The sequence below is a fragment of the Bradyrhizobium manausense genome, assembly GCF_001440035.1.
Lineage (GTDB): Bacteria > Pseudomonadota > Alphaproteobacteria > Rhizobiales > Xanthobacteraceae > Bradyrhizobium > Bradyrhizobium manausense.
The window spans coordinates 208,916-227,273 of record NZ_LJYG01000104.1 but is presented as its reverse complement, the minus strand read 5'-3'; the positions used below and the strand labels follow the sequence as shown (position 1 = coordinate 227,273).

Genomic DNA, 18,358 nt, shown 5'->3' with positions numbered 1-18,358 from the left:
GGGCTCGGCTCGGGCATCGTGATTTCGCCTGATGGCCTCGTGCTCACCAACAGCCATGTGGTCGGCTCGGCCAAGGTGATCCGGCTACGCGATGTCGAGGGCCATGTCGGCGATGCCCGGGTGCTGGGCGTCGATCCGGATACGGATCTCGCGCTGCTGCGCGCCAACGGCGTGCGCGACTTGCCGTATGCCGCGCTTGGCAACTCCAAGACGCTGCGGCGCGGCCAGCTCGTGATCGCGATCGGCAATCCGCTCGGCTTCGAATCGACCGTCACCGCCGGCGTGGTCTCGGCGCTCGGGCGCTCGATCCGCTCTGTGAGCGGCCGCACCATCGAGGACGTGATCCAGACCGATGCCGCGCTCAACCCCGGCAATTCCGGTGGTCCGCTGGTGTCGTCGAATGCCGAGGTGATCGGCATCAACACGGCCATCATCAATGGGGCACAAGGCATCTGCTTTGCGGTCGCCAGCAACACCGCGCAATTCGTGCTGTCGGAGATCATCCGCCACGGCTATGTCCGCCGCGCCTATATCGGCGTTGCCGGGCAGACCGCGCCGGTGCCGCGGCGGCACGCGGTGCTCGCCGGCGTCGAGAACAAGATGGGTGCGCTCTTGATGCAGATCGAGCCGGATGGACCGGCGGCGAAGGCCGGCCTGTTGCCCGGCGACGTCGTGATCAGGCTCGACGGCGTCGAAATCAACGGCGTCGACGATCTGATCCGCGTGCTCGATCGCGACCGGATCGGCCGGCGGCTCGCCATGGACGTGCTCCGGCTCGGACGGCTGCGGGCGATCGATATCGATCCGATCGAGCGGAAGCCGCAGCGCTAGCTGCGGGACGGCGGGCGGGGTATGACGGTGTCATGCCTCGCCTCCGGATCCCAGCCGCATGATGCCGGCGCATGAGACCTACGACGTCATTGTCATCGGCGCGGGTGCCGGCGGCATGACGGCTGCGGCCGTCGCCGCCGCTGAAGGCCTGCGTGTGCTGGTGATCGAGAAGACCGCCTTCGTCGGCGGCACCACGGCGTGGTCTGACGGCATGGTCTGGATCCCCGCGAATGCCAAGATGAAGGAGACGGGGCTCGCCGACAGCATTGCGGATGCAGTCCAGTATCTGTCGAGTACGGTGCCCGAGCCCGCCAACGCGGGCCTGCGCGCGGCCTTTCTCGCGCGCGGCCCGGAGGCGATCGCCTATCTCGAAGCCAGGACCGAGGTGCAGCTTCGGCCGGTGAAAGTCTGCCCGGACCATTATCCTGAGCGGTTAGGTGCGACATCTGGCGGGCGAGTGCTGCAGCCCGCAGCCTTCGACGGAATACGGCTCGGCGAAGCTTTCGCGCGGCTGCGCCCACCGCTGCCGGAGTTGATGCTTTTCGGCGGGATGATGGTCGATTGTCTCGACATTCCACATCTATGCCGCGTCGGAAAATCGTTGCGGTCGACCCTGCGCGTGGCACGGCTCGTTTCCCAATACGCGCTGCAACGGCTGCGCTGGTCCCGCGGGACGACGCTGCATCTCGGCAATGCGCTCGCCGCGCGGCTGTACGCCTCGCTGCTGGCGCGGCGGGTGGAGATCCTCTGCAGTGCCGACGTCGAGGATCTGTCGATACAGGGTGACCGTGTCAGCGGTGTGGTCATTCGTCATGGCGCGCGCGATCGCCTGATCACCGCGCGGCGCGGCGTGGTCCTGGCGACGGGCGGGTTCTCGCACGATGCCATCCTGCGCAAACGTTTCTTCCCTGCGGCAGCCGGGTTGGTCTCGGCGACCGACACTTCGACCACGGGCGATGGAATTCGCCTTGCGACGACGGCTGGCGCTGCGCTCAACACGGAGGCGACGAGCCCGGCCTATTGGGTGCCGGCCTCGCTCTTCCGACGCGCCGACGGCAGAAGGGGTGTGTTTCCCCACATGGTGACCGACCGCGCCAAGCCCGGCGTGATTGCCGTCAACGCCGCCGGTCGCCGTTTCGTCAATGAAGCGCTGCCGTACCATGAGTTCGCGCTCGCCATGCTGCGCGATGCCAATGGCGAGCGGGACCGGCCGTTCTACCTGGTCTGCGACCGTCCCTTCCTGTGGAGCTACGGTCTCGGCCGCATCAGGCCGCTCACGCGCAACGTGCGGCGATATGTGGCCGGCGGCGAGCTGATTGAGGCGCCTGACATCGCAGAGCTCGCGGCCAAGATCGGCATCAGGCCGGCTGTGCTCACGGCGACAATCGCGAGCTATAATGCCGATGCGAAGGAGGGCCGCGATCCCGAATTCGGCCGTGGCAGCACCATCTACCAACGGCACCACGGCGATGCTGCGCACAAGCCCAATCCTTGCGTCGCGCCGATCGTCGGTGCGCCGTTCTTTGCAATGCGGATCTATCCCGCCGATCTCGGCACGGCGATCGGCATGAAGGTCGATGCGCAGGCGCGCGTGCTACGCGAGGACGGCACGCCGATCGCGGGGCTCTATGCCTGCGGCAACGACATGGGCTCGATCACGAACGGGAATTGTCCGGCCCCGGGCATCATGCTCGGGCCGGCACTGACGTTCGGCTATATTGCCGGGCGGCATCTGGCGGAGGGCGGGGTGGCAGCGCCCAGCGCTGCGCGGGCGTCCGTCTGAGTGTCGTCCGCTCCCTCTCAACAAGTTCCGTCATTGCGAGCGCAGCGAAGCAATCCAGACTGTCTCCGCGGAAAAATTCTGGATTGCTTCGTCGCAAGAGCTCCTCGCAATGACGCGGAGGGAGGCTCGCGTTTAACCGCTACTCCGCCGCGGCTGCAAAGCAGCTGTTCTCCAGCTCCGCTTCCAGTCGCGCCTTCTCGGCTGCTGCCAGCTTGACGTTAGCTTCCTTGACGTGGCCGAAGCCGCGGATGGTTTCCGGAACACGCGCGAGCCGCGTCAGCAGTGGAATCTGCTCCGCCTTCAGTCCAGCCATCCGCTGATCGATCATGTCAAGATAATCCGCGACCAGCTTCCGCTCCATCCGGCGCTCCTCGGTGCGGCCGAACAGATCGAACGCGCTGCCGCGCAGGAATTTGAATCTTGCCAGCACGCGGAAGGCGTGGATCATCCAGCCGCCGAACTCCTGCTTCTGAAGCCGTCCCGTCGTCTTGTCGCGCTTGGCGAAGATCGGCGGTGCCAAATGGTACTTCAGCGTGAAGTTGCCGTCGAATTTCTCCGATACCTTTTTGGCAAAGCTGCCATCTGTGTAGAGTCGCGCGACCTCGTATTCGTCCTTGTAGGACATCAGCTTGAACAGGTTCTTTGCCACGGCCTCGGTCAACTCCGAGGACCGAGGCGAAGCGGCCGTTTCTGCCTTGCGCACCTTCGCAACCGCCGCAAGATAGCGGTCGGCGTAGGCCTTGTCCTGATAGCCCGTCAGGAACTCCGCGCGGGTTGCGACGACATCGTCGAGCGAATTGGTCGCGGCGGAGGCGCGGCTCTTGAACTGCAGCACGCTGCGCACGCGTGACATGTCGTGAGCGGCGAGGCGGCCCCAGGTGAAGGCGAGCTTGTTCATCTCGATCGCGGCGCCGTTGATCTCGATTGCGCGGAGCAGGGCCTCCAGCGACAGCGGGATTGCGCCCTTCTGGAAGGCGAAGCCCAGCATGAAGGGATTGGTCGCGATGCTGTCGGCCATCAGTGCCGCGGCAATGCCTGTCGCGTCGATGATGTCAAGGTTCTTGTCGCCGACGGCGTCGCGCAGCACGGCCTGCATCGTGCCCATCTCGAAATCCAGATCGGGGTTTTGCACGAAGCTCGCGGTCGGCTGCAGGTCGGCGTTGATGTAGGCCTTGGTCACGCCGCGCTCGGCGCGGCTGAGCGCGGTGGGGCCGGCCGAGACGATCATGTCGCAGCCGAGGATGACGTCGGCGCCGCCGGTGGTGATGCGGACGGCCGAGATATCCTCCGGCTTCGGCGCGATGCGGACGTGGCTCATCACGGCGCCGTTCTTCTGCGACAGGCCGGTGAAGTCGAGCGCCGAGCAGCCGCGGCCGTCGACATGGGCGGCCATGCCGAGCAGCGCGCCGATCGTGATGACACCGGTGCCGCCGATGCCGGTGACGAGGATGTTGTAGGGACCGTCCAGCTCACGCAGCGGCGGCGGCGGCAGATCGGCGAACAACTGGCCGGAATCGACCGCCGATGTCTTCATGCGCTTCAGCGAGCCGCCATGCACGGTGACAAAACTCGGGCAAAAGCCTTCGACGCAGGAAAAGTCCTTGTTGCAGTTGGACTGGTCGATCTGGCGCTTGCGGCCGAACTCGGTCTCGAGCGGCTGCACCGAGACGCAGTTGGAGGCCTGCGAGCAATCGCCGCAGCCTTCACAGACCAACTCATTGATGAAGGCGCGCTTGGCCGGATCGGGATAGAGGCCGCGCTTGCGGCGGCGGCGCTTTTCGGCGGCGCAGGTCTGGTCGTAGATGATGACCGTGAGGCCCCTGATGTCGCGCAGCTCGCGCTGCACGGCATCGAGCTCGCGGCGATGATGGATGGTCGCGCCTTGTGGGAAGTAGTTCCCCTCAGGATATTTGCCGGGATCGTCGGAGACGATCGCGAGCCGCTTGACGCCCTCGGCCCAGACCTGATGCGCGATTTGCGCAACGTTGAAGGCACCTTCCGCCGGCTGGCCGCCGGTCATCGCGACGGCGTCGTTGTAGAGGATCTTGTAGGTGATGCTGATGCCGGCCGCTGAGGCAGCGCGCAGCGCCAGCAAGCCGGAGTGAGTATAGGTGCCATCGCCGAGATTCTGAAAGATGTGCTTCTCGGCGGTGAAGGGCGCTTGTCCGATCCAGTTCACGCCCTCGGCGCCCATATGCGATATCAGGTCGGTGCGCCGCGTCGGCATGTTCAGCGCCATGCCGTGACAACCGATGCCGGCCATGGCGCGGCTTCCTTCGGGTACGCGCGTCGAGGTGTTGTGCGGGCAGCCCGAGCAGAAAAAGGGCGTCCGCGCTAGCTTGATCTGCGAACTGGTCGTGACGGGATTGTCGAAGGCCTCGAGCCGCGCGAGGCGCTGCTCCAGCACCGGGCTGTGATGGCCGAGCTTGCGCAAGCGCGCGACCAACGCGCCCGCTACGATGGTCGGCGTCAGTTCGCCTTCGCTCGGCAGCAGCGGCGCGCCGCTCTCATCGCGCTTTCCGGTGATAGTCGGGCGCTTCGACGCATCGATGTTGTAGAGGATGCGCATCAGCTGGTCTTCGATGAAGCCGCGCTTCTCCTCGACGACGAGCACGTCCTGCAGGCCTTCGGCAAAGCGCTTGGCGCCGCTTTCCTCCAGCGGCCAGGTCAGCGCGACCTTGTAGATGCGCAAGCCGAGATCCTGCGCGTCCTTGTCGGTAATGCCGAGGTCGGCCAACGCCTGGCGCAGATCGAGATAGGCCTTGCCGGTCGCGATGATGCCGAGCCGGGCGGCCTTGGAATCGAGCACGATGCGATCGAGTTGGTTGGCGCGGGCGAAGGCCTGCACCGCTTGCATCTTCGGCCCGAACAGGCGCCGCTCGGCCTCCAGCGGCGGATCGGGCCAGCGGATGTTGAGGCCGCCGGGCGGCATCTCGAAATCATCGGGAAGCGCGATCTTGATGCGTTCAGGATCGCTGTAGATGGACGCCGAGCTTTCCACGGTCTCGCTGATGGCCTTGAAGCCGACCCAGCAGCCGGAGAAGCGCGACAGCGCAAAGCCGTAGAGGCCAAGATCGAGATAATCCTGCAGCGTGGCCGGATTGATCACGGGAATCAGCGCCGCCGCGAAGACCTGCTCGCTCTGATGCGCCAGCGTCGAGGACTGGCAGCCATGATCGTCGCCGGCAAGCGCCAGCACGCCACCGTTGAGTGAGGTGCCGGCCGCGTTGGCGTGCTTGAGCGCATCGACCGAGCGATCGACGCCGGGACCCTTGCCGTACCAGATGCCGAACACGCCATCGACCTTGGCGCCGGGAAACAGGCCGACCTGCTGGCTGCCCCAGACCGCGGTCGCCGCCAGATCCTCGTTCAGGCCGGGGACGAAGGCGATATCGTGCTGCTGCAGATGCGACTTCGCGCGCCACAGCGCGTGGTCGTACATGCCAAGCGGGGAACCGCGATAGCCGGAGATGAAGCCGCCGGTGCTGAGCCCTTGGAGCCGGTCGCGTTCGCGCTGCAACATGGGCAAGCGGACCAGGGCTTGGGTGCCGGACAGGAAGATCCGCTTCGATTCGAGCCGGTATTTATCGTCCAGCTCGACCTGCAATAGCGTCATTTCAGCAGTCCTCGTCGTCGTATCAGGTGGGAATTTTGCGCCGCGGAAAGATTGGCGACTTGCGAAGCGGATGCCGCAGTCAAAAGCATGGAGCATCGAAGTCAATATCGCTGGCCGCATCCGTGGCGGGCCTGCTAGTCATGGCTGCCCGTGGAGGAACCGATGACAGCGAACGCGTTCAATACCGAGATCACCGAAACCGCCGAGGCTCTGATCGGGCCGTGGCGTCAGCCGCGCCAGATGCTGCACGCGCAGGTTTACGACGCGCATGCCTCCATCCACGACGACGCCACCGCGCAGAAGCTCGGCTTCAAGGGCGGTACCATCGAAGGCCCCACGCATTTCAGCCAGTTCGCGCCGCTCGGCGCGCGGCTGTGGGGGCGGGCGTGGTTCGAGAGTGGTTGTCTCTCTGCGCACTATCGCAATGCCTGTTTCGAAGGCGAGGACGTGCAGGCGATCCTGTCAAAGCCTTTGCCTGGAACGAGCCAGTGCCAGATCCAGATGATAAAGCGCGACGGCACCGAGGTGCTGCGCGGCACGGCGTCAGTCGGCGATCCCAACGCTGCGACAGCGCTGGAGACGCGCCTGACAGAGCTCAAGCCGCTCACCGATCCGGTGATCCTGCGCGACGTGAAGGTGGCGCAGACGAGCAAGCGGCAGCTGGTGCGGATGGCGTTCGACCAGAACATGGGCGACCTCTATCCGTTCTCCCTCAGGCAGAAGCTCGCAGTCATCACCGAAAGCTCGCCTTACTATTCGAGCGCCGACAATCCGTGGCGGAAGGCGATCATCCCGATGGAAATGCTGAGCGTGCTGTTCCAGTACCGTTCCAAGGACGATCCGCTGCCGGCGAAGGGACCGGCCGTCGGCCTGTTCGCTGACCAGGAGATCCGGCTGGTGAAGGGGCCGCTCTTCGTTGACGAAGAATACGAAGTCGAACGCGAGGTGGTCGCGCTGTCCGGCAGCCGTCGCACCGAAAGCGCCTGGGTCAAGACGCGGGTGTTCGACAAGGCTGGCGCGATGGTCGCGACCATGCTGCTCAACATGGCGACGCTGAAGGATTCGTACGCGCCCTATGAGAAGGAGTATCGGCGGCTGTATGGAGCGGGGCGGTAGCACCATCCCGTCATTCCGGGGCGCGGGGAGCGCGAGCTACGAGCAATTGCGCATCTGAGAATCCATTTCACCGTACGTTTGCTGCTCGATGGATTCCCGGTTCGACGCTGACGCGTCGCCCCGGAATGACGGAGGAGGCCGCTCATCCTCTAGGCAAATGCACGTCGCAAAGCCGTCGCACAGGGAATAAGCAGACGTCGACGTCTGACGTAACCTTCTGAGCACGCATCGATTTTCGTTTCAGCTCGCACGTCAGCGCAATTGTACACAATGGCATGGTGCTTGCAGAACTCTCCTCAAAGAGAGTTCTCGCGGGGGCCTGCGTCATGTTGAACTCAGCCAAGCCGACACTGGGCGTCATCAGTGCCGAGCCCGAGCCGATCAGGCTCGACTGGTCGTCGACTGCTCTCGTGATCATCGACATGCAGCGCGACTTCATGGAGCCCGGTGGTTTCGGCGAGACGCTTGGCAATGATGTCAGCCAGCTTGCGCGCGCGGTGAAGCCGATTGGCGCGGTGCTGAAGGCGGCGCGCGACACCGGCATGCTGGTGATCCACACCCGCGAAGGTCATCTGCCCGATCTGTCCGATGCGCCGCCGGCGAAAGTCGAGCGTGGCGCGCCGTCGTTGCGGATCGGCGATCCCGGCCCGATGGGCCGCATCCTCATTCGTGGCGAGGCCGGCCACGACATCATTCCGGAGCTCTATCCGCTCGACAGCGAGGTTGTGATCGACAAGCCCGGCAAGGGCGCGTTCTACGCCACCGAGCTGACCGATGTGCTGGAGAAATATGGCATCGAGAATCTGCTCGTGTGCGGCGTCACCACCGAGGTGTGCGTCAACACCACCGTGCGCGAGGCCAATGACCGCGGCTATCGCTGCGTCGTCATCTCGGATGGCTGCGCATCCTATTTCCCCGAGTTTCACGAGATGGGCCTGAAGATGATCAAGGCCCAGGGCGGCATCTTCGGCTGGGTCGCTAGCTCAGCCGCAGTACTGGAGGCGATGACGATTTCGACCACATAGGGGGTTCTCATGAGCACTTTGACGGGGACGGCCGGCAAATCTGACAGCAATACGTCCGAATTTAAACCGGCGTTATGGACATCGGGCGACTGGAACGCGTTTTTTGGCTTCGGCACCAACATCCTCGTCAACATGCTGGTGCTCACGGGCCTGCTTCGTTTCGTGTTGAAGATGCCTGATAGTCTCGTGTTCGGCCGCATCCTGCCCGCGCTCGGGCTGATGATGTGCCTCTCCACCTTCTACTACGCCTTCCTCGCTTATCGGCTCGCGCAGAAGACCGGCCGCAACGACGTCTGCGCGCTGCCGTCGGGCGTCAGCGTGCCGCACATGTTCATCGTCACTTTCGTGATCATGCTACCGATCACGCTCAAGACCGGCGACCCGCTCAAGGGCTGGTCAGCCGGCCTGGTCTGGGTGTTCTTCCAGAGCTTCATCCTGATGATCGGCGGCTTCATCGCGCCGTTCATCCGCAAGATCACGCCGCGCGCGGCACTGCTCGGCACGCTTGCCGGCGTCTCCGTCACCTTCATCTCGATGCGGCCTGCGCTGGAGATGTATATGACGCCGCAGATCGGCCTCGTCTGCTTCGCTATCATCCTGGTGAGCTGGTTCGGCGGCGTGAAATACTGGCGCGGCATTCCCGCAGGCCTCGTGGCGATTGCGGCCGGCATGATCATCGCCTGGGGCTCGAACCTGTTCGGGCTCGGCCTTGGGGGGTTGAGTCTCAAAGGCGTGGGCGCAGCCTTCGCAAACTTCGGCTTCTCGGTGCCAATCCCGGCGGTGGGCTATGTCTTCTCCGGCTTCGAGTTCCTCGGCGTCATCCTGGTCACTGCCATTCCGTTCGGCATCTATGACCTCGTCGAGGCCATGGACAATGTCGAGAGCGCGGAAGCAGCCGGTGACGAATATCCCACCACGCGGGTGCTGACCGCCGACGGCGTCGTCAGCCTGATCGGCTGCCTGATGGGCAATCCCTTCATCAACGCGGTCTATATCGGCCATCCCGGCTGGAAGGCGATGGGCGGCCGCATCGGCTATTCGGCGGCGACCGGCATCATGGTGGTGGTGCTGGCCTGGTTCGGCATCATCTCGGTGCTGCTGGCGCTCGTGCCCGTGGTCGCGATCTCGCCGATCCTGCTCTATATCGGCATGCTGATCGGTGCGCAGGCGTTCCAGACCACACCGATCAAGCATGCGCCCGCGATCGTGCTGGCGCTGACGCCGCATCTTGCCGCCTGGGCCAAGCTCCAGATCGACACGATGCTGGCCTCGACCATGACAGCGGCCGCGACCGTCGGCGGCATGGCGGCCGACAAAGCCGACGCCGTGAAGACCGCGGCGGTCGCCGCTCTGCCGCAGCAGGGTGTGTTCTATCACGGGCTGGAGGTGATGGGCGGTGGCTCCATCCTTGGCGGCCTCATCCTCGGCGCGATCGGCGTCTTCATCATCGAGCGCGACTTCGAAAAGGCGTCGGCCTTCGCGCTTGTCGGTGCGGTGCTGACCTATTTCGGCTTCATGCACGGCGAAGCGGTCGGCGTCGGCGGCGGCTTTGGTGTCACGCCCGCCGTGGCCTTCTCCTACGCCGTGATGGCTGCTGGCCTGTTTGCGGCCAGCAAGCTTGGAGCCGGCGAGCACTACGCCGCGCATCCGGAGATGCACGCCGCTCCGGCGGAGTAGCGGCGGTAGATGCGAAACGACGGGCGGCTGGTTGCCGCCCGTCGTCGCTCTTTAGGGCATCGATTTCTTGCAGACGAAGCTTTCAGCGGCGGCCTTGTCGCCACCCACATAATGTGGGTAATCGGGATAGCGGCACATCGGCCGGGCTGCCTTCAGGGCGAAAGGCGGTGCGGTGTCTTTCGAGGTCTGGATCAGCGTGTCGGCCGGAGCGATGCCGTCGCCCGCCCAGCGGTCGAGCGGTCCGAGCAGGTCGACCATGGTCGGGATCGCCGAGCCGCCCAGCACGCTCGTGCCGGGTCCGGTATGTGTCGAGCCAGGCGAGACGTAAAGCCGAGCCGATGCGTCGACCGTCGACTGGCCGAGACGCGCCACGACCGATTGGAAATAATTGATCCCGGCGAGTGGGCTTTGCGCGAGATCGGCCATGTTCTCGCGTAGGATCAGCTTGCCGCCGTGGGCGAAGAACGCTGAGAGGTCCGGATTCGTAGAGTCGAGAAGTCTCGAGACCTCCTCGATGCGGGCGCGGAAGTTCTCGGGGCGGTAGTTGCGCACGTCGAACTTGTCATCGCGCGTCACGATAAAGCGTATTGCGTTGACGCCATAGAGCCATTGCTGCGATACCGTTGCAACATCGATTGGCTGCGCCGGTGGGGCCGTGCCCATCACCCAGCGCGTGATGGTCATCCGCTGCGGGTCCGGCGTGATCTCGTTGCCATAGAGCCATTGCGGATAGCTGGTGATGCCGTTCGCCATCGCAAACGGAAAGGGATGCGGCGCATGCAGCGTCTGGATGGCGGCGATCTGCGCGTCCGACAAGCAGCTATCGCCCGTGTCGGTGCCGCCTTGGCAGCGCAGCCCCTGCAAGCTCACTTTCGGCTGGCAGGTGAGATAGTTGCTGATGACGCCGTCGCGCAGGCCATCCAGGTCGTCACAGGCATCGGCCACGAATCGTGCCAGCGTCTCGCTCTTGGCCGGGTTGAGCCAGCCGCCGTCGAATTGCGGCAAATTGTTCGGGACATAGGACTGGAACAACATCGACAGCTGCACCACCGGGACCACGCTGACGATCCCGTCGTAATCCGCCGGGAAGCGCTGTGCCATGGTGAGGCCCTCGCGGCCGCCCTCCGAGCCGCCGAAATAATAGATCCTCGACGGCCGCTTGCGATAAAGCGCGTCGACGAGCGCGACGGCGACGTCGCGCACCTTCTTGTAGGAGGCATAGGCGTAGTTGATCAGCATCTCCTCGTTGAGGCCGAACTCGCCGATGCGATCGGGCGCAAAGCTAGCAACCTGATGACCGGAATCCGTGCCGAGCGTGGCATAGCCGCGCGTCAGGGGCAGAGCGTCATCTGGCGCGGCATCGCGCAAAGGAGCCAGGCCGCTCACGAGCGTGCCGTTGTACCCGCCACCACCATATTGCAGCAGCTTGCCGTTCCATGCGGCAGGTAGGTTCAGCTGAAAGTTGATCAGTTGCGCGGCGGGATCGATCGGAGCAATGGTGCCGACCACCTTGCAGAAATCCGGTGTCGCGGAAGATGTCGCCTTCGCTGGCGCGGCAGGCGTGTAGCTCGCCGATGTGACCGTGGCCTCGCCGCTGGGCAGCCCGATCAGTCGGGTCGGGATCTTCAGCCCTGCAAGCCGCGCGCAGTCACTCGGGAATGCCGCCTCCGCTGCCGCGGGCCTGCCCGACGCGGAGAGCGCGATCGTGCAAAGAACGAGGCTGAGGGCGGCTCTGTGCCACACCGCGAAGCTTTGTCGTGAATGATCGGCGCCCGGCATAATTATGCTTCTCGGCTCTCATTGGCTTGTTCCTGATACACGCACCGGATCCTACGGCTTGATCGAGGAGGAAGGCGCTCACCCGCCCTTGACGGCGCCCGCCGTAAGCCCGGCGACGATCTGCCGCTGCGCGAACACTGTCAGCAGCAGCACAGGCAGCGTGACGATCAGTGCGGCCGCGGCGAGCGGGCCCCAACTGAGCTGGTCGAACGAGATCATGTTGTAGACGGCCACGGGCAGGGTGCGGGTCTCGCGCCCGGCCAGCACGATGCCGAACACGAAATTGTTCCAGGAGAAGATCACCGCGAGAATGAAGGCGACCGCGATACCGGGCTTGGCGATCGGCAGCGCGACGTGGCGAAACACCTGCCAGCGGCCGGCACCATCAATCAGCGCGGCCTCTTCCAACTCCAGTGGTGTCGTCTCGAAATAGCCGATCATGATCCAGATCACGATCGGCACCGTCACGACCAGATGGATGATGATCTGCGGCACCAGCGTGCCGAGCAGGCCGAGCCATTGGAACAGCAGGAACAGCGGGATCAGATAGGACAGGCCGGGCGTGATCCGGGCGATCAGGATCACGATCGCCGATTTGTGCGCGGCCATGCGCGCAATGCCGTAGCCGGCGGGGACGCCGACCATCAGCGCAAGCGCCGTCGCGCTGCCTGTGACGATCAGGCTGTTGAAGAAATAGGTGACGAAACGGTTGGAGGCGAGCACGTCCGCATAGTTCTTCCAGGCGAAATGCTCGGGGATGAAGACCGGCGGGTAGGCGGCGTTGTCGACCTCGAATTTGAGCGAGAGCGACAGCATCCAGAGAAAGAACAGGATGGCCGGCGACACGATGACGAGCACCGCGAACCACAGGCTGATCTTGCCGATGATTTGCTTCGGGGTCATGCGTCGCTCGCGATCTCGGTCCATAGCATGCGCTGGCGGGCGTAGAGCATCACCGCTGCAAGCAGGACAATCAGCAGGAAGAACACCACCGCGATCGCTGAGCCGTAGCCGAGGTCATAGTAAACGAAGGCGACGCTGTAGAGGTAGAGGTTGATGGTCTCCGACGCGGATCCCGGTCCGCCCTGCGTGATCGCGAAGATGACGTCAAAGCTCTTCACAGCGTCGATCATGCGGATCATGCCGGCGATGAACAGGAACGGCATGATCAGCGGCAGGGTGATGAAGCGGAACACCTGCCACAGGCTGGCGCCATCGATCTGCGCGCTCTCATAGGGCTCGGTCGGGATCGCAGCGAGCCCGCCGAGCACGATCAGCATCACCAGCGGCGTCCATTGCCAGGTCTCGACCAGCACCAGCGAGGGGATCACCGTTGCCGGATGAAACACCCAGAGCTGCGCGGGAATCCCGACCAGCGACAGCAAATAGTTGAGCACGCCGAGCTGCGGGTGGAACATCATGGTCCAGACCAGCGCGATCGCGACGGGCGTAGCCATCATCGGCATGATGAAGATGCCGCGCAGAAAACCGCGGCCGGCGAATTTCTGGTGAAACACCACGGCCGCGAACGTCCCGAACACAAGCGGCAGCAGCACGGACAGCACGGTGTAGACCAGCGTATGTCCGATCGCCTCGATGAAACGCGGATCGCCAGTCAGGCGCAAATAGTTGGAGAAGCCAACGAAGGTGGTCGGCGAGCCGACCTTCCATTCGTTCAGGCTCATCCAGATCGTGAACACCCATGGGAAGATGATGATCGCGAGCACGACGACCAGCGCCGGCACCACGAACGGCCAATAGGACGGCGGCCGCAACTCCTTCTCCGGCGCGGCATCAGACTGTGCCGCGCGCGGAGCAGATTGTATCAACGTACTCACGCCTTTTCGCTACGCTCCAGGATCGGCCGGAACTGGTCGTGGGCCTTCTTCAGCTCTGTTGCGGGATCGGAGCCGGCCAGGGTCGCGGTGACAGCGGCGCCGACGAGATCGCGGAATTCGGCGACGGGGATGATCACCGGCAGGCCGAGCTTGCTGATCTTGGCGGAATCGATCACCGACTGCAGCCACTCCTTGGGCATCTTCACGCCCTTCTGGACCTCAGCATCGTTCAGGATCGAGTTACGGAACGGCACGCCGCCGCCAGCCTGCAACAGCCGCGCGCCCTGCGTCTTGGAGACCGCCCACTGACACAGCAGATAAGCCGCTTCCTTGTTCTTGCTCGCCGCGGCAATGCCGAGGCCGTCGCCGTAGGTGGCCGAATATTGGCCCTTCGGTCCGGCAGGCACGACAGTGTAGCCGACCTTGCCGACCACGCGCGAGGCGGCCGGATCCTCCAGCGGCGGCGCCCAGCCGACGCCGTCGATCCACATTGCCGATTTGCCTTGCGTGAACGAGGCCATCGACTCCATCCAGTTGAAGCCGGCGACGCCTGGCGGGGCCATCTTCGTCAGCAGGGTCTGGTAGAGCTTGGTCGCTGCGACGGCCTCCGGACCGTCGGTCAGGATGTTGCCCTTGGCATCAAGGAATTCGCCGCCATAATCGAGGAAGAAATTCGTCCACAACGTCATGTTGGCGTTGCGCAGGCCTCGCCCGACGAAGCCATAGGTGCCGTCCTTGGCATCAGTGAGCTTTTCGGCGGCTGCAACCATGTCATCCAGCGTCTTGGGCACCGCGACGCCCTTCTTCTGGAACAGCTCCTTGTTGTAGTAGAGGATGAAATAATCGACAGACCACGGCAGGGACAGCATCTGCCCCTTGTCGTTCTTGCAGTACTGCAGACCTGCGGCCGAAAAATCGCTCTCGACCAGGTCAGGCGCGGTCAGCGTCGGGTCATTCATATAGGGCGTCAGATCGGCGAGCCAGCCGGCCTTTTCGAACTGCCGCTTCTGCACGTGATAGCTGAGATGCACGACGTCGAAGCTCGGTCGGCCCGAAGTGAGCTCAATGACGCACTTCTGGCGCTGCTGCTGCTCGGGAATCTGTTCCGATTCCACCTGAATTCCGGTGAGATCGGTGAACTCCTTGATGTTCTTTTGCAGGTTGTCGCCGCGCGGCCCCTTGGCGAGGATCACCTCCAGCTTGGTGCCCGCATATTTCTTCCAGTTGACCTCGGCGCGCGCCGGCAATCCCGTCAGGCTGAGCGCGCCAGCCGCAGCGGTGCCCGTCAACAGTGTACGGCGCGAGATCTTATGGTCAGCCACTTTAGTTCCTCCCTCTGATTCAATTGTTTGGGGGGATACTAGCGACCGTTCCACGCCTGCCTAGTCCTAATTTGAGCGTTACGGTCGCACCGCTGGCGTTTCCAGCGGCATTCCGCGGGCACGCGACATCAGATAGAGCTCGAGAGCGACCAATTCGGGCGCGCCGTAATCATAAGCCTGGGCGCGGACGCCGGCCATGCAACTGCGCAGGCGCCGCTCCAGGGATCCCAGCGTCTGCCATTCCAACCGATAGAGCGGATAGCCGGTCGGCTGCCCTTGCGTGATCGGCGAGCCCGCAAGGTGCTTGTCAAAGTTGTCGTCATGGCAGTTGGTGCAGGCCAGGTTGAGCTGTCCCTCGCGCTGCACGAAGAGGCTGCGCCCCTGTTCGACAAAAGGTTTTAGCTGTGGATCGTCGCCCGCGGTAATCGCAACGCCGCGCGACTGATGAGCAACGAACGCGGACAGCGCCAGGATGTCGTGGCTCTCGTAAGGCAGGGGGCTCGCCTGCTGATGATCGGCACGGCAGAGGTTGATGCGCTGGTCGAGGGTAACGGGGCGCCCCAGCGTCTTGTCGAAGGTTGGATAACGCGCCGCGACGCCTTTCATGCTGCTTCGCGCATCGCCGTGACAGTCTGCGCACGCTTTATCGGCGCCGCCGGCCTTCTTGCTCCACAGCGCCTCGCCGTCGAGCACAAACAGCATGCCTGGATTGGAGGTATCGTCATCCTGCATGGCGCGGGTGTCAGCACCCATGAAGGAATAGCCGGAGCGGCGCGCATCGGCCGGGATCTCACCGGCGAGCAGGGCAGAGGTCGTAGCGACAAGCGTCGCCACTGCTATCGCGTGCCATGAGATCATTCGACCGTGATCGATGCCGATGCGGTGGACGAATAGCCGTTGTCGCCGATCCATTCGAACTCGAGCTTGCCGCTCTCTTTGGCGATCGTAAAGAAGGACAAGTACGGGTTGGCGGCGATCGCCGGAAACAGATCGGCGCGAAAGATCTCGGTGCCATTGTAGCGGCAGGTGAAGCTCGTGATGATATCGCGCGGTGCCAGCGCGCCATCCATGGTGTGGCGGAAGCCGGTTTCCATGATGTGCGAGGTCAGCGCGCGGATCTCGATGATGTCGCCGCGCTTGGCCTTTGAGGGGACATTGATGAGTGCCGTCATCAGTTCACCTCCTCGGTGCAGGCGGCGAGAGTCACGACAACATCCGCCGTGACCTGCCAGAAGCTGTCGTCGGAGAGNGAGGCGGGCGATCGCGACCACTTTCTGGGTGTCGGCAAGCCGGATCCGCGTCGAGATTTGCGCGCGGCCGCAGGACGGGTTCAGGTAGAAAGTTCCGATGTTGGGCTGCGGGTTCTTCTCGTTGAAGATGTGGATGCTCTTGACGTAGTCGTCCGCCGTCATCGGACTTGTGACGCTGACAGTCATCGGCACCGTGTTGCCGTTCTCGACCAGCGGCGGAATGTCGAGCTTGACCTTGCCGGTGCGAATGGGGGCTTCGCCGACGATGTTCCGGATCGCACTGCTGAGCATCGCAGGCGTTGCTTCGGCCGGCCGCAGCGTGACGATCGGAATGACCGTAACGCCGCCAGCCAGGCTCAAAAATTGTCGTCGCGTCGTTGGCATAAGCGGTCCTAGTCGCGAAGGGTGGCGAGAAAAGCCACGATGTCCTCGATCTCTGCGGCCGATAGTATCGGCTTGCCGGTGAAATTGCGTCCGACGCGGACGAGGCCGTCCGCACGGTAGTAGGACGGCATCATGGTGGCCGGGTTGAAACGCGAGGCGTCAACCAGACGAAGCCGCAACTGGCTCATTGTCCAGCGGTTCCCCGTGCCAGCGAGATCGGGCGCCAGGTCGCCTTGGAACCGCACTTCCGGGAAAGGACCGGAATGGCAGAGGAGGCAGGTCGTCGTGCGTGTCGCCACCAGCGTGCGTCCCCGCGCGGCGTCGCCGGGGGCGCCGGTCAGCGATTCCGGAATGCCGTCGCCGACGATCTTGTAGGGCGCGAGTCCTTCGGCTTTCGCGCACGCGATGACGGCGAGACCGGCGGCAATCAACGTGGCCATATGGGCGATCGACCTAGCCAAAGGTGTCCGCCGTGATGGTTTGAAACCAGCGCTCCGCCTCCGCCGCTTCCCGGGTGCGCAGCTCACGCGGCGCATCGACCGGGCTCGTAGTCCCGCCTTCGACCTCGGCAAAGATGTCGCCCCTTGGCTGGTAATTGCCCGCGAGCGAGAAGCCATAGCCGGGTGCGACGATGTTGTAGCAGACGCCGGTCAAGCGCGGCGCTTCCGGCGCACGATCAGCGAGCAGATTGACGATGGCGGCGGCGCACGCCTTGCCTTGCGCGCTCGCGGCCGCTGCTGATTTGGGGATGCCGCCGCCGAGGCAGGCGTCGCCGATGACGTGAATATTCTTGACGAGCTTTGACTCGAAGGTGACAGGGTCGATCGGGCACCAGCCGGTGGCGTCCGCAGCGCCTGCGATTTCGGCAATGCGCCCAGCGCGCTGCGGCGGGATGACATTGGCAACGTCAGGGGTGTAATTGCCGAATTCGGTGACGATGGTCTTGGTGGCGGGATCGACCGAGGTAACGCGACCGCCTTGTGACAGGCCGATCCGTTCGATCATGTCTCCGTACAGCTCTTTCCACGCCGTCTCGAACAGCCGTTTCTGTGAGAAATTGTCCTTGGCATCGAGGATCAGCACTTTCGAGCGCGGCTTCTTCGTCTTCAGATAATGCGCGATCAGGCTGGTGCGCTCGTAGGGCGCCGGCGGACAGCGCGAAGGGTTGGCGGGAATCGCGATGGCGACCGTGCCGCCATCGTCCATCGCCTCCAACTGCCTGCGCAGCAACAGCGTCTGCGCGCCAGCCTTCCACGCGTGCGGCATTATTTCCGATGCGGCCTCGTCATAGCCGGGCAAGGCTTCGAAATGGAAGTCGATGCCGGGCGAGAGCACGAGGCGATCATAGGGCAGCGCGACGCCGTCGGCGGTCATGACGCTGCGTTGCTGAGGCTCGATAGTGGCCACTGCATGACCGATCACGGTGATGCCCTCGGCGGCGAGCTTGTCGTAGTCAAACTGCTGCGCTTCGATGTCGCGCAGGCCTGCGATCACTAGGTTGCTGAAAGGACAGGCGGTGAAGACCGCATTGGGTTCGATCAGGATGACTTGCAAGTCTGCCTGCGCCCGCTTGAGCGCGCGGGCGCAGGCAGCCCCCCCGAAGCCGCCGCCGACCACGACGACGCGGCCCGTCGATTGCGCACATAAGAGCGATGGCCGCGCCAATGTCGCGGCCGCGGCGGTGATGCCGAGCACGGCAGTTCGCCGTGTCATCGGTCGCGCGGTCATCAGGATCAT

Annotated in this window: 15 protein-coding genes and 1 pseudogene; 5 read left to right on the top strand and 11 right to left on the bottom strand. The window is 64.1% G+C overall.

Annotated features, from left to right (window positions below; all coding sequences use genetic code 11):
- Together AOQ71_RS28115 and AOQ71_RS28110 are read left to right on the top strand one after the other, a co-directional pair.
- Window positions 1–831, top strand: an 831-nt coding sequence (locus AOQ71_RS28115) for a S1C family serine protease (protein ID WP_245317187.1), incomplete at its 5' end; no start/stop codon positions are given.
- Window positions 832–889: 58 nt separating this feature from the next.
- The gene (locus AOQ71_RS28110) at window positions 890–2,614 is read left to right on the top strand and encodes an FAD-dependent oxidoreductase (RefSeq protein ID WP_057753450.1); all 1,725 of its coding nucleotides are present in this window, start codon (window positions 890–892) and stop codon (window positions 2,612–2,614) included.
- Window positions 2,615–2,753: 139 nt separating this feature from the next.
- Here the strand turns inward: AOQ71_RS28110 and AOQ71_RS28105 are convergent, their stop codons facing one another.
- On the bottom strand, window positions 2,754–6,230 hold the full coding sequence (locus AOQ71_RS28105) for an indolepyruvate ferredoxin oxidoreductase family protein (RefSeq protein ID WP_057753448.1): 3,477 nt from the start codon (window positions 6,228–6,230) through the stop codon (window positions 2,754–2,756).
- A gap of 162 nt (window positions 6,231–6,392) precedes the next feature.
- Here AOQ71_RS28105 and AOQ71_RS28100 point away from each other — a divergent pair, with 162 nt between their 5' ends.
- From AOQ71_RS28100 to AOQ71_RS28090, 3 genes are all read left to right on the top strand, one after another.
- A complete protein-coding gene (locus AOQ71_RS28100; RefSeq protein WP_057753850.1) occupies window positions 6,393–7,346 on the top strand; it encodes a hypothetical protein in 954 nt (317 codons plus the stop codon).
- 326 nt (window positions 7,347–7,672) lie between these two features.
- Entirely contained in the window at window positions 7,673–8,371 is a 699-nt protein-coding gene (locus AOQ71_RS28095) for a cysteine hydrolase family protein (RefSeq protein ID WP_057753445.1), read from the top strand.
- Between the two features lie 9 nt (window positions 8,372–8,380).
- Complete coding sequence (locus tag AOQ71_RS28090) at window positions 8,381–10,048, top strand: hypothetical protein (protein ID WP_057753443.1); 1,668 nt, start codon at window positions 8,381–8,383, stop codon at window positions 10,046–10,048.
- 51 nt (window positions 10,049–10,099) lie between these two features.
- On the opposite strand, the gene AOQ71_RS28085 is transcribed toward AOQ71_RS28090, so the two are convergent.
- From AOQ71_RS28085 to AOQ71_RS28045, 10 genes and pseudogenes are all read right to left on the bottom strand, one after another.
- Window positions 10,100–11,827, bottom strand: coding sequence for a tannase/feruloyl esterase family alpha/beta hydrolase (locus AOQ71_RS28085; protein WP_057753441.1), 1,728 nt, complete (start codon window positions 11,825–11,827; stop codon window positions 10,100–10,102).
- Between the two features lie 78 nt (window positions 11,828–11,905).
- A complete protein-coding gene (locus AOQ71_RS28080) occupies window positions 11,906–12,730 on the bottom strand; it encodes a carbohydrate ABC transporter permease (protein ID WP_057753439.1) in 825 nt (274 codons plus the stop codon).
- Window positions 12,727–13,665, bottom strand: coding sequence for a carbohydrate ABC transporter permease (locus AOQ71_RS28075; protein WP_057753437.1), 939 nt, complete (start codon window positions 13,663–13,665; stop codon window positions 12,727–12,729). The genes AOQ71_RS28080 and AOQ71_RS28075 overlap by 4 nt, the downstream gene beginning before the upstream one ends.
- Window positions 13,662–14,987 carry an ABC transporter substrate-binding protein gene (locus tag AOQ71_RS28070; RefSeq protein WP_057753435.1) on the bottom strand — a complete coding sequence of 442 codons (1,326 nt, stop codon included), beginning with the start codon at window positions 14,985–14,987 and terminating at the stop codon, window positions 13,662–13,664. Before AOQ71_RS28070 ends, AOQ71_RS28075 begins: the two co-directional genes overlap by 4 nt.
- Before the next feature lie 78 nt (window positions 14,988–15,065).
- On the bottom strand, window positions 15,066–15,845 hold the full coding sequence (soxA, locus tag AOQ71_RS28065; RefSeq protein WP_057753433.1) for a sulfur oxidation c-type cytochrome SoxA: 780 nt from the start codon (window positions 15,843–15,845) through the stop codon (window positions 15,066–15,068).
- On the bottom strand, window positions 15,842–16,159 hold the full coding sequence (gene soxZ / locus AOQ71_RS28060; RefSeq protein ID WP_057753431.1) for a thiosulfate oxidation carrier complex protein SoxZ: 318 nt from the start codon (window positions 16,157–16,159) through the stop codon (window positions 15,842–15,844). The genes soxA and soxZ overlap by 4 nt, the downstream gene beginning before the upstream one ends.
- A pseudogene (locus AOQ71_RS48690) lies at window positions 16,159–16,236 on the bottom strand (sulfur oxidation protein SoxY); the annotation flags it as partial. The pseudogene AOQ71_RS48690 and the gene soxZ, both read right to left, overlap by 1 nt.
- A gap of 1 nt (window position 16,237) precedes the next feature.
- The coding region (locus AOQ71_RS28055; RefSeq protein WP_245317185.1) for a SoxY-related AACIE arm protein at window positions 16,238–16,621 on the bottom strand (384 nt) is incomplete at its 3' end.
- Between the two features lie 8 nt (window positions 16,622–16,629).
- Window positions 16,630–17,061, bottom strand: a complete 432-nt coding sequence (gene soxX, locus AOQ71_RS28050; RefSeq protein ID WP_430648657.1) for a sulfur oxidation c-type cytochrome SoxX — start codon at window positions 17,059–17,061, stop codon at window positions 16,630–16,632.
- Between the two features lie 13 nt (window positions 17,062–17,074).
- Window positions 17,075–18,358, bottom strand: a complete 1,284-nt coding sequence (locus tag AOQ71_RS28045) for an NAD(P)/FAD-dependent oxidoreductase (protein WP_083514535.1) — start codon at window positions 18,356–18,358, stop codon at window positions 17,075–17,077.

Bases quoted from the DNA above. Each gene is read 5' to 3' on its own strand.
- AOQ71_RS28110 (WP_057753450.1), top strand. From the start codon at position 890: ATGATGCCGGCGCATGAGACCTACGACGTCATTGTCATCGGCGCGGGT.
- AOQ71_RS28105 (WP_057753448.1), bottom strand. From the start codon at position 6,230: ATGACGCTATTGCAGGTCGAGCTGGACGATAAATACCGGCTCGAATCG.
- AOQ71_RS28100 (WP_057753850.1), top strand. From the start codon at position 6,393: ATGACAGCGAACGCGTTCAATACCGAGATCACCGAAACCGCCGAGGCT.
- AOQ71_RS28095 (WP_057753445.1), top strand. From the start codon at position 7,673: ATGTTGAACTCAGCCAAGCCGACACTGGGCGTCATCAGTGCCGAGCCC.
- AOQ71_RS28090 (WP_057753443.1), top strand. From the start codon at position 8,381: ATGAGCACTTTGACGGGGACGGCCGGCAAATCTGACAGCAATACGTCC.
- AOQ71_RS28085 (WP_057753441.1), bottom strand. From the start codon at position 11,827: ATGCCGGGCGCCGATCATTCACGACAAAGCTTCGCGGTGTGGCACAGA.
- AOQ71_RS28080 (WP_057753439.1), bottom strand. From the start codon at position 12,730: ATGACCCCGAAGCAAATCATCGGCAAGATCAGCCTGTGGTTCGCGGTG.
- soxA (WP_057753433.1), bottom strand. From the start codon at position 15,845: ATGATCTCATGGCACGCGATAGCAGTGGCGACGCTTGTCGCTACGACC.
- soxZ (WP_057753431.1), bottom strand. From the start codon at position 16,159: ATGACGGCACTCATCAATGTCCCCTCAAAGGCCAAGCGCGGCGACATC.
- soxX (WP_430648657.1), bottom strand. From the start codon at position 17,061: ATGGCCACGTTGATTGCCGCCGGTCTCGCCGTCATCGCGTGCGCGAAA.
- AOQ71_RS28045 (WP_083514535.1), bottom strand. From the start codon at position 18,358: ATGATCCTGATGACCGCGCGACCGATGACACGGCGAACTGCCGTGCTC.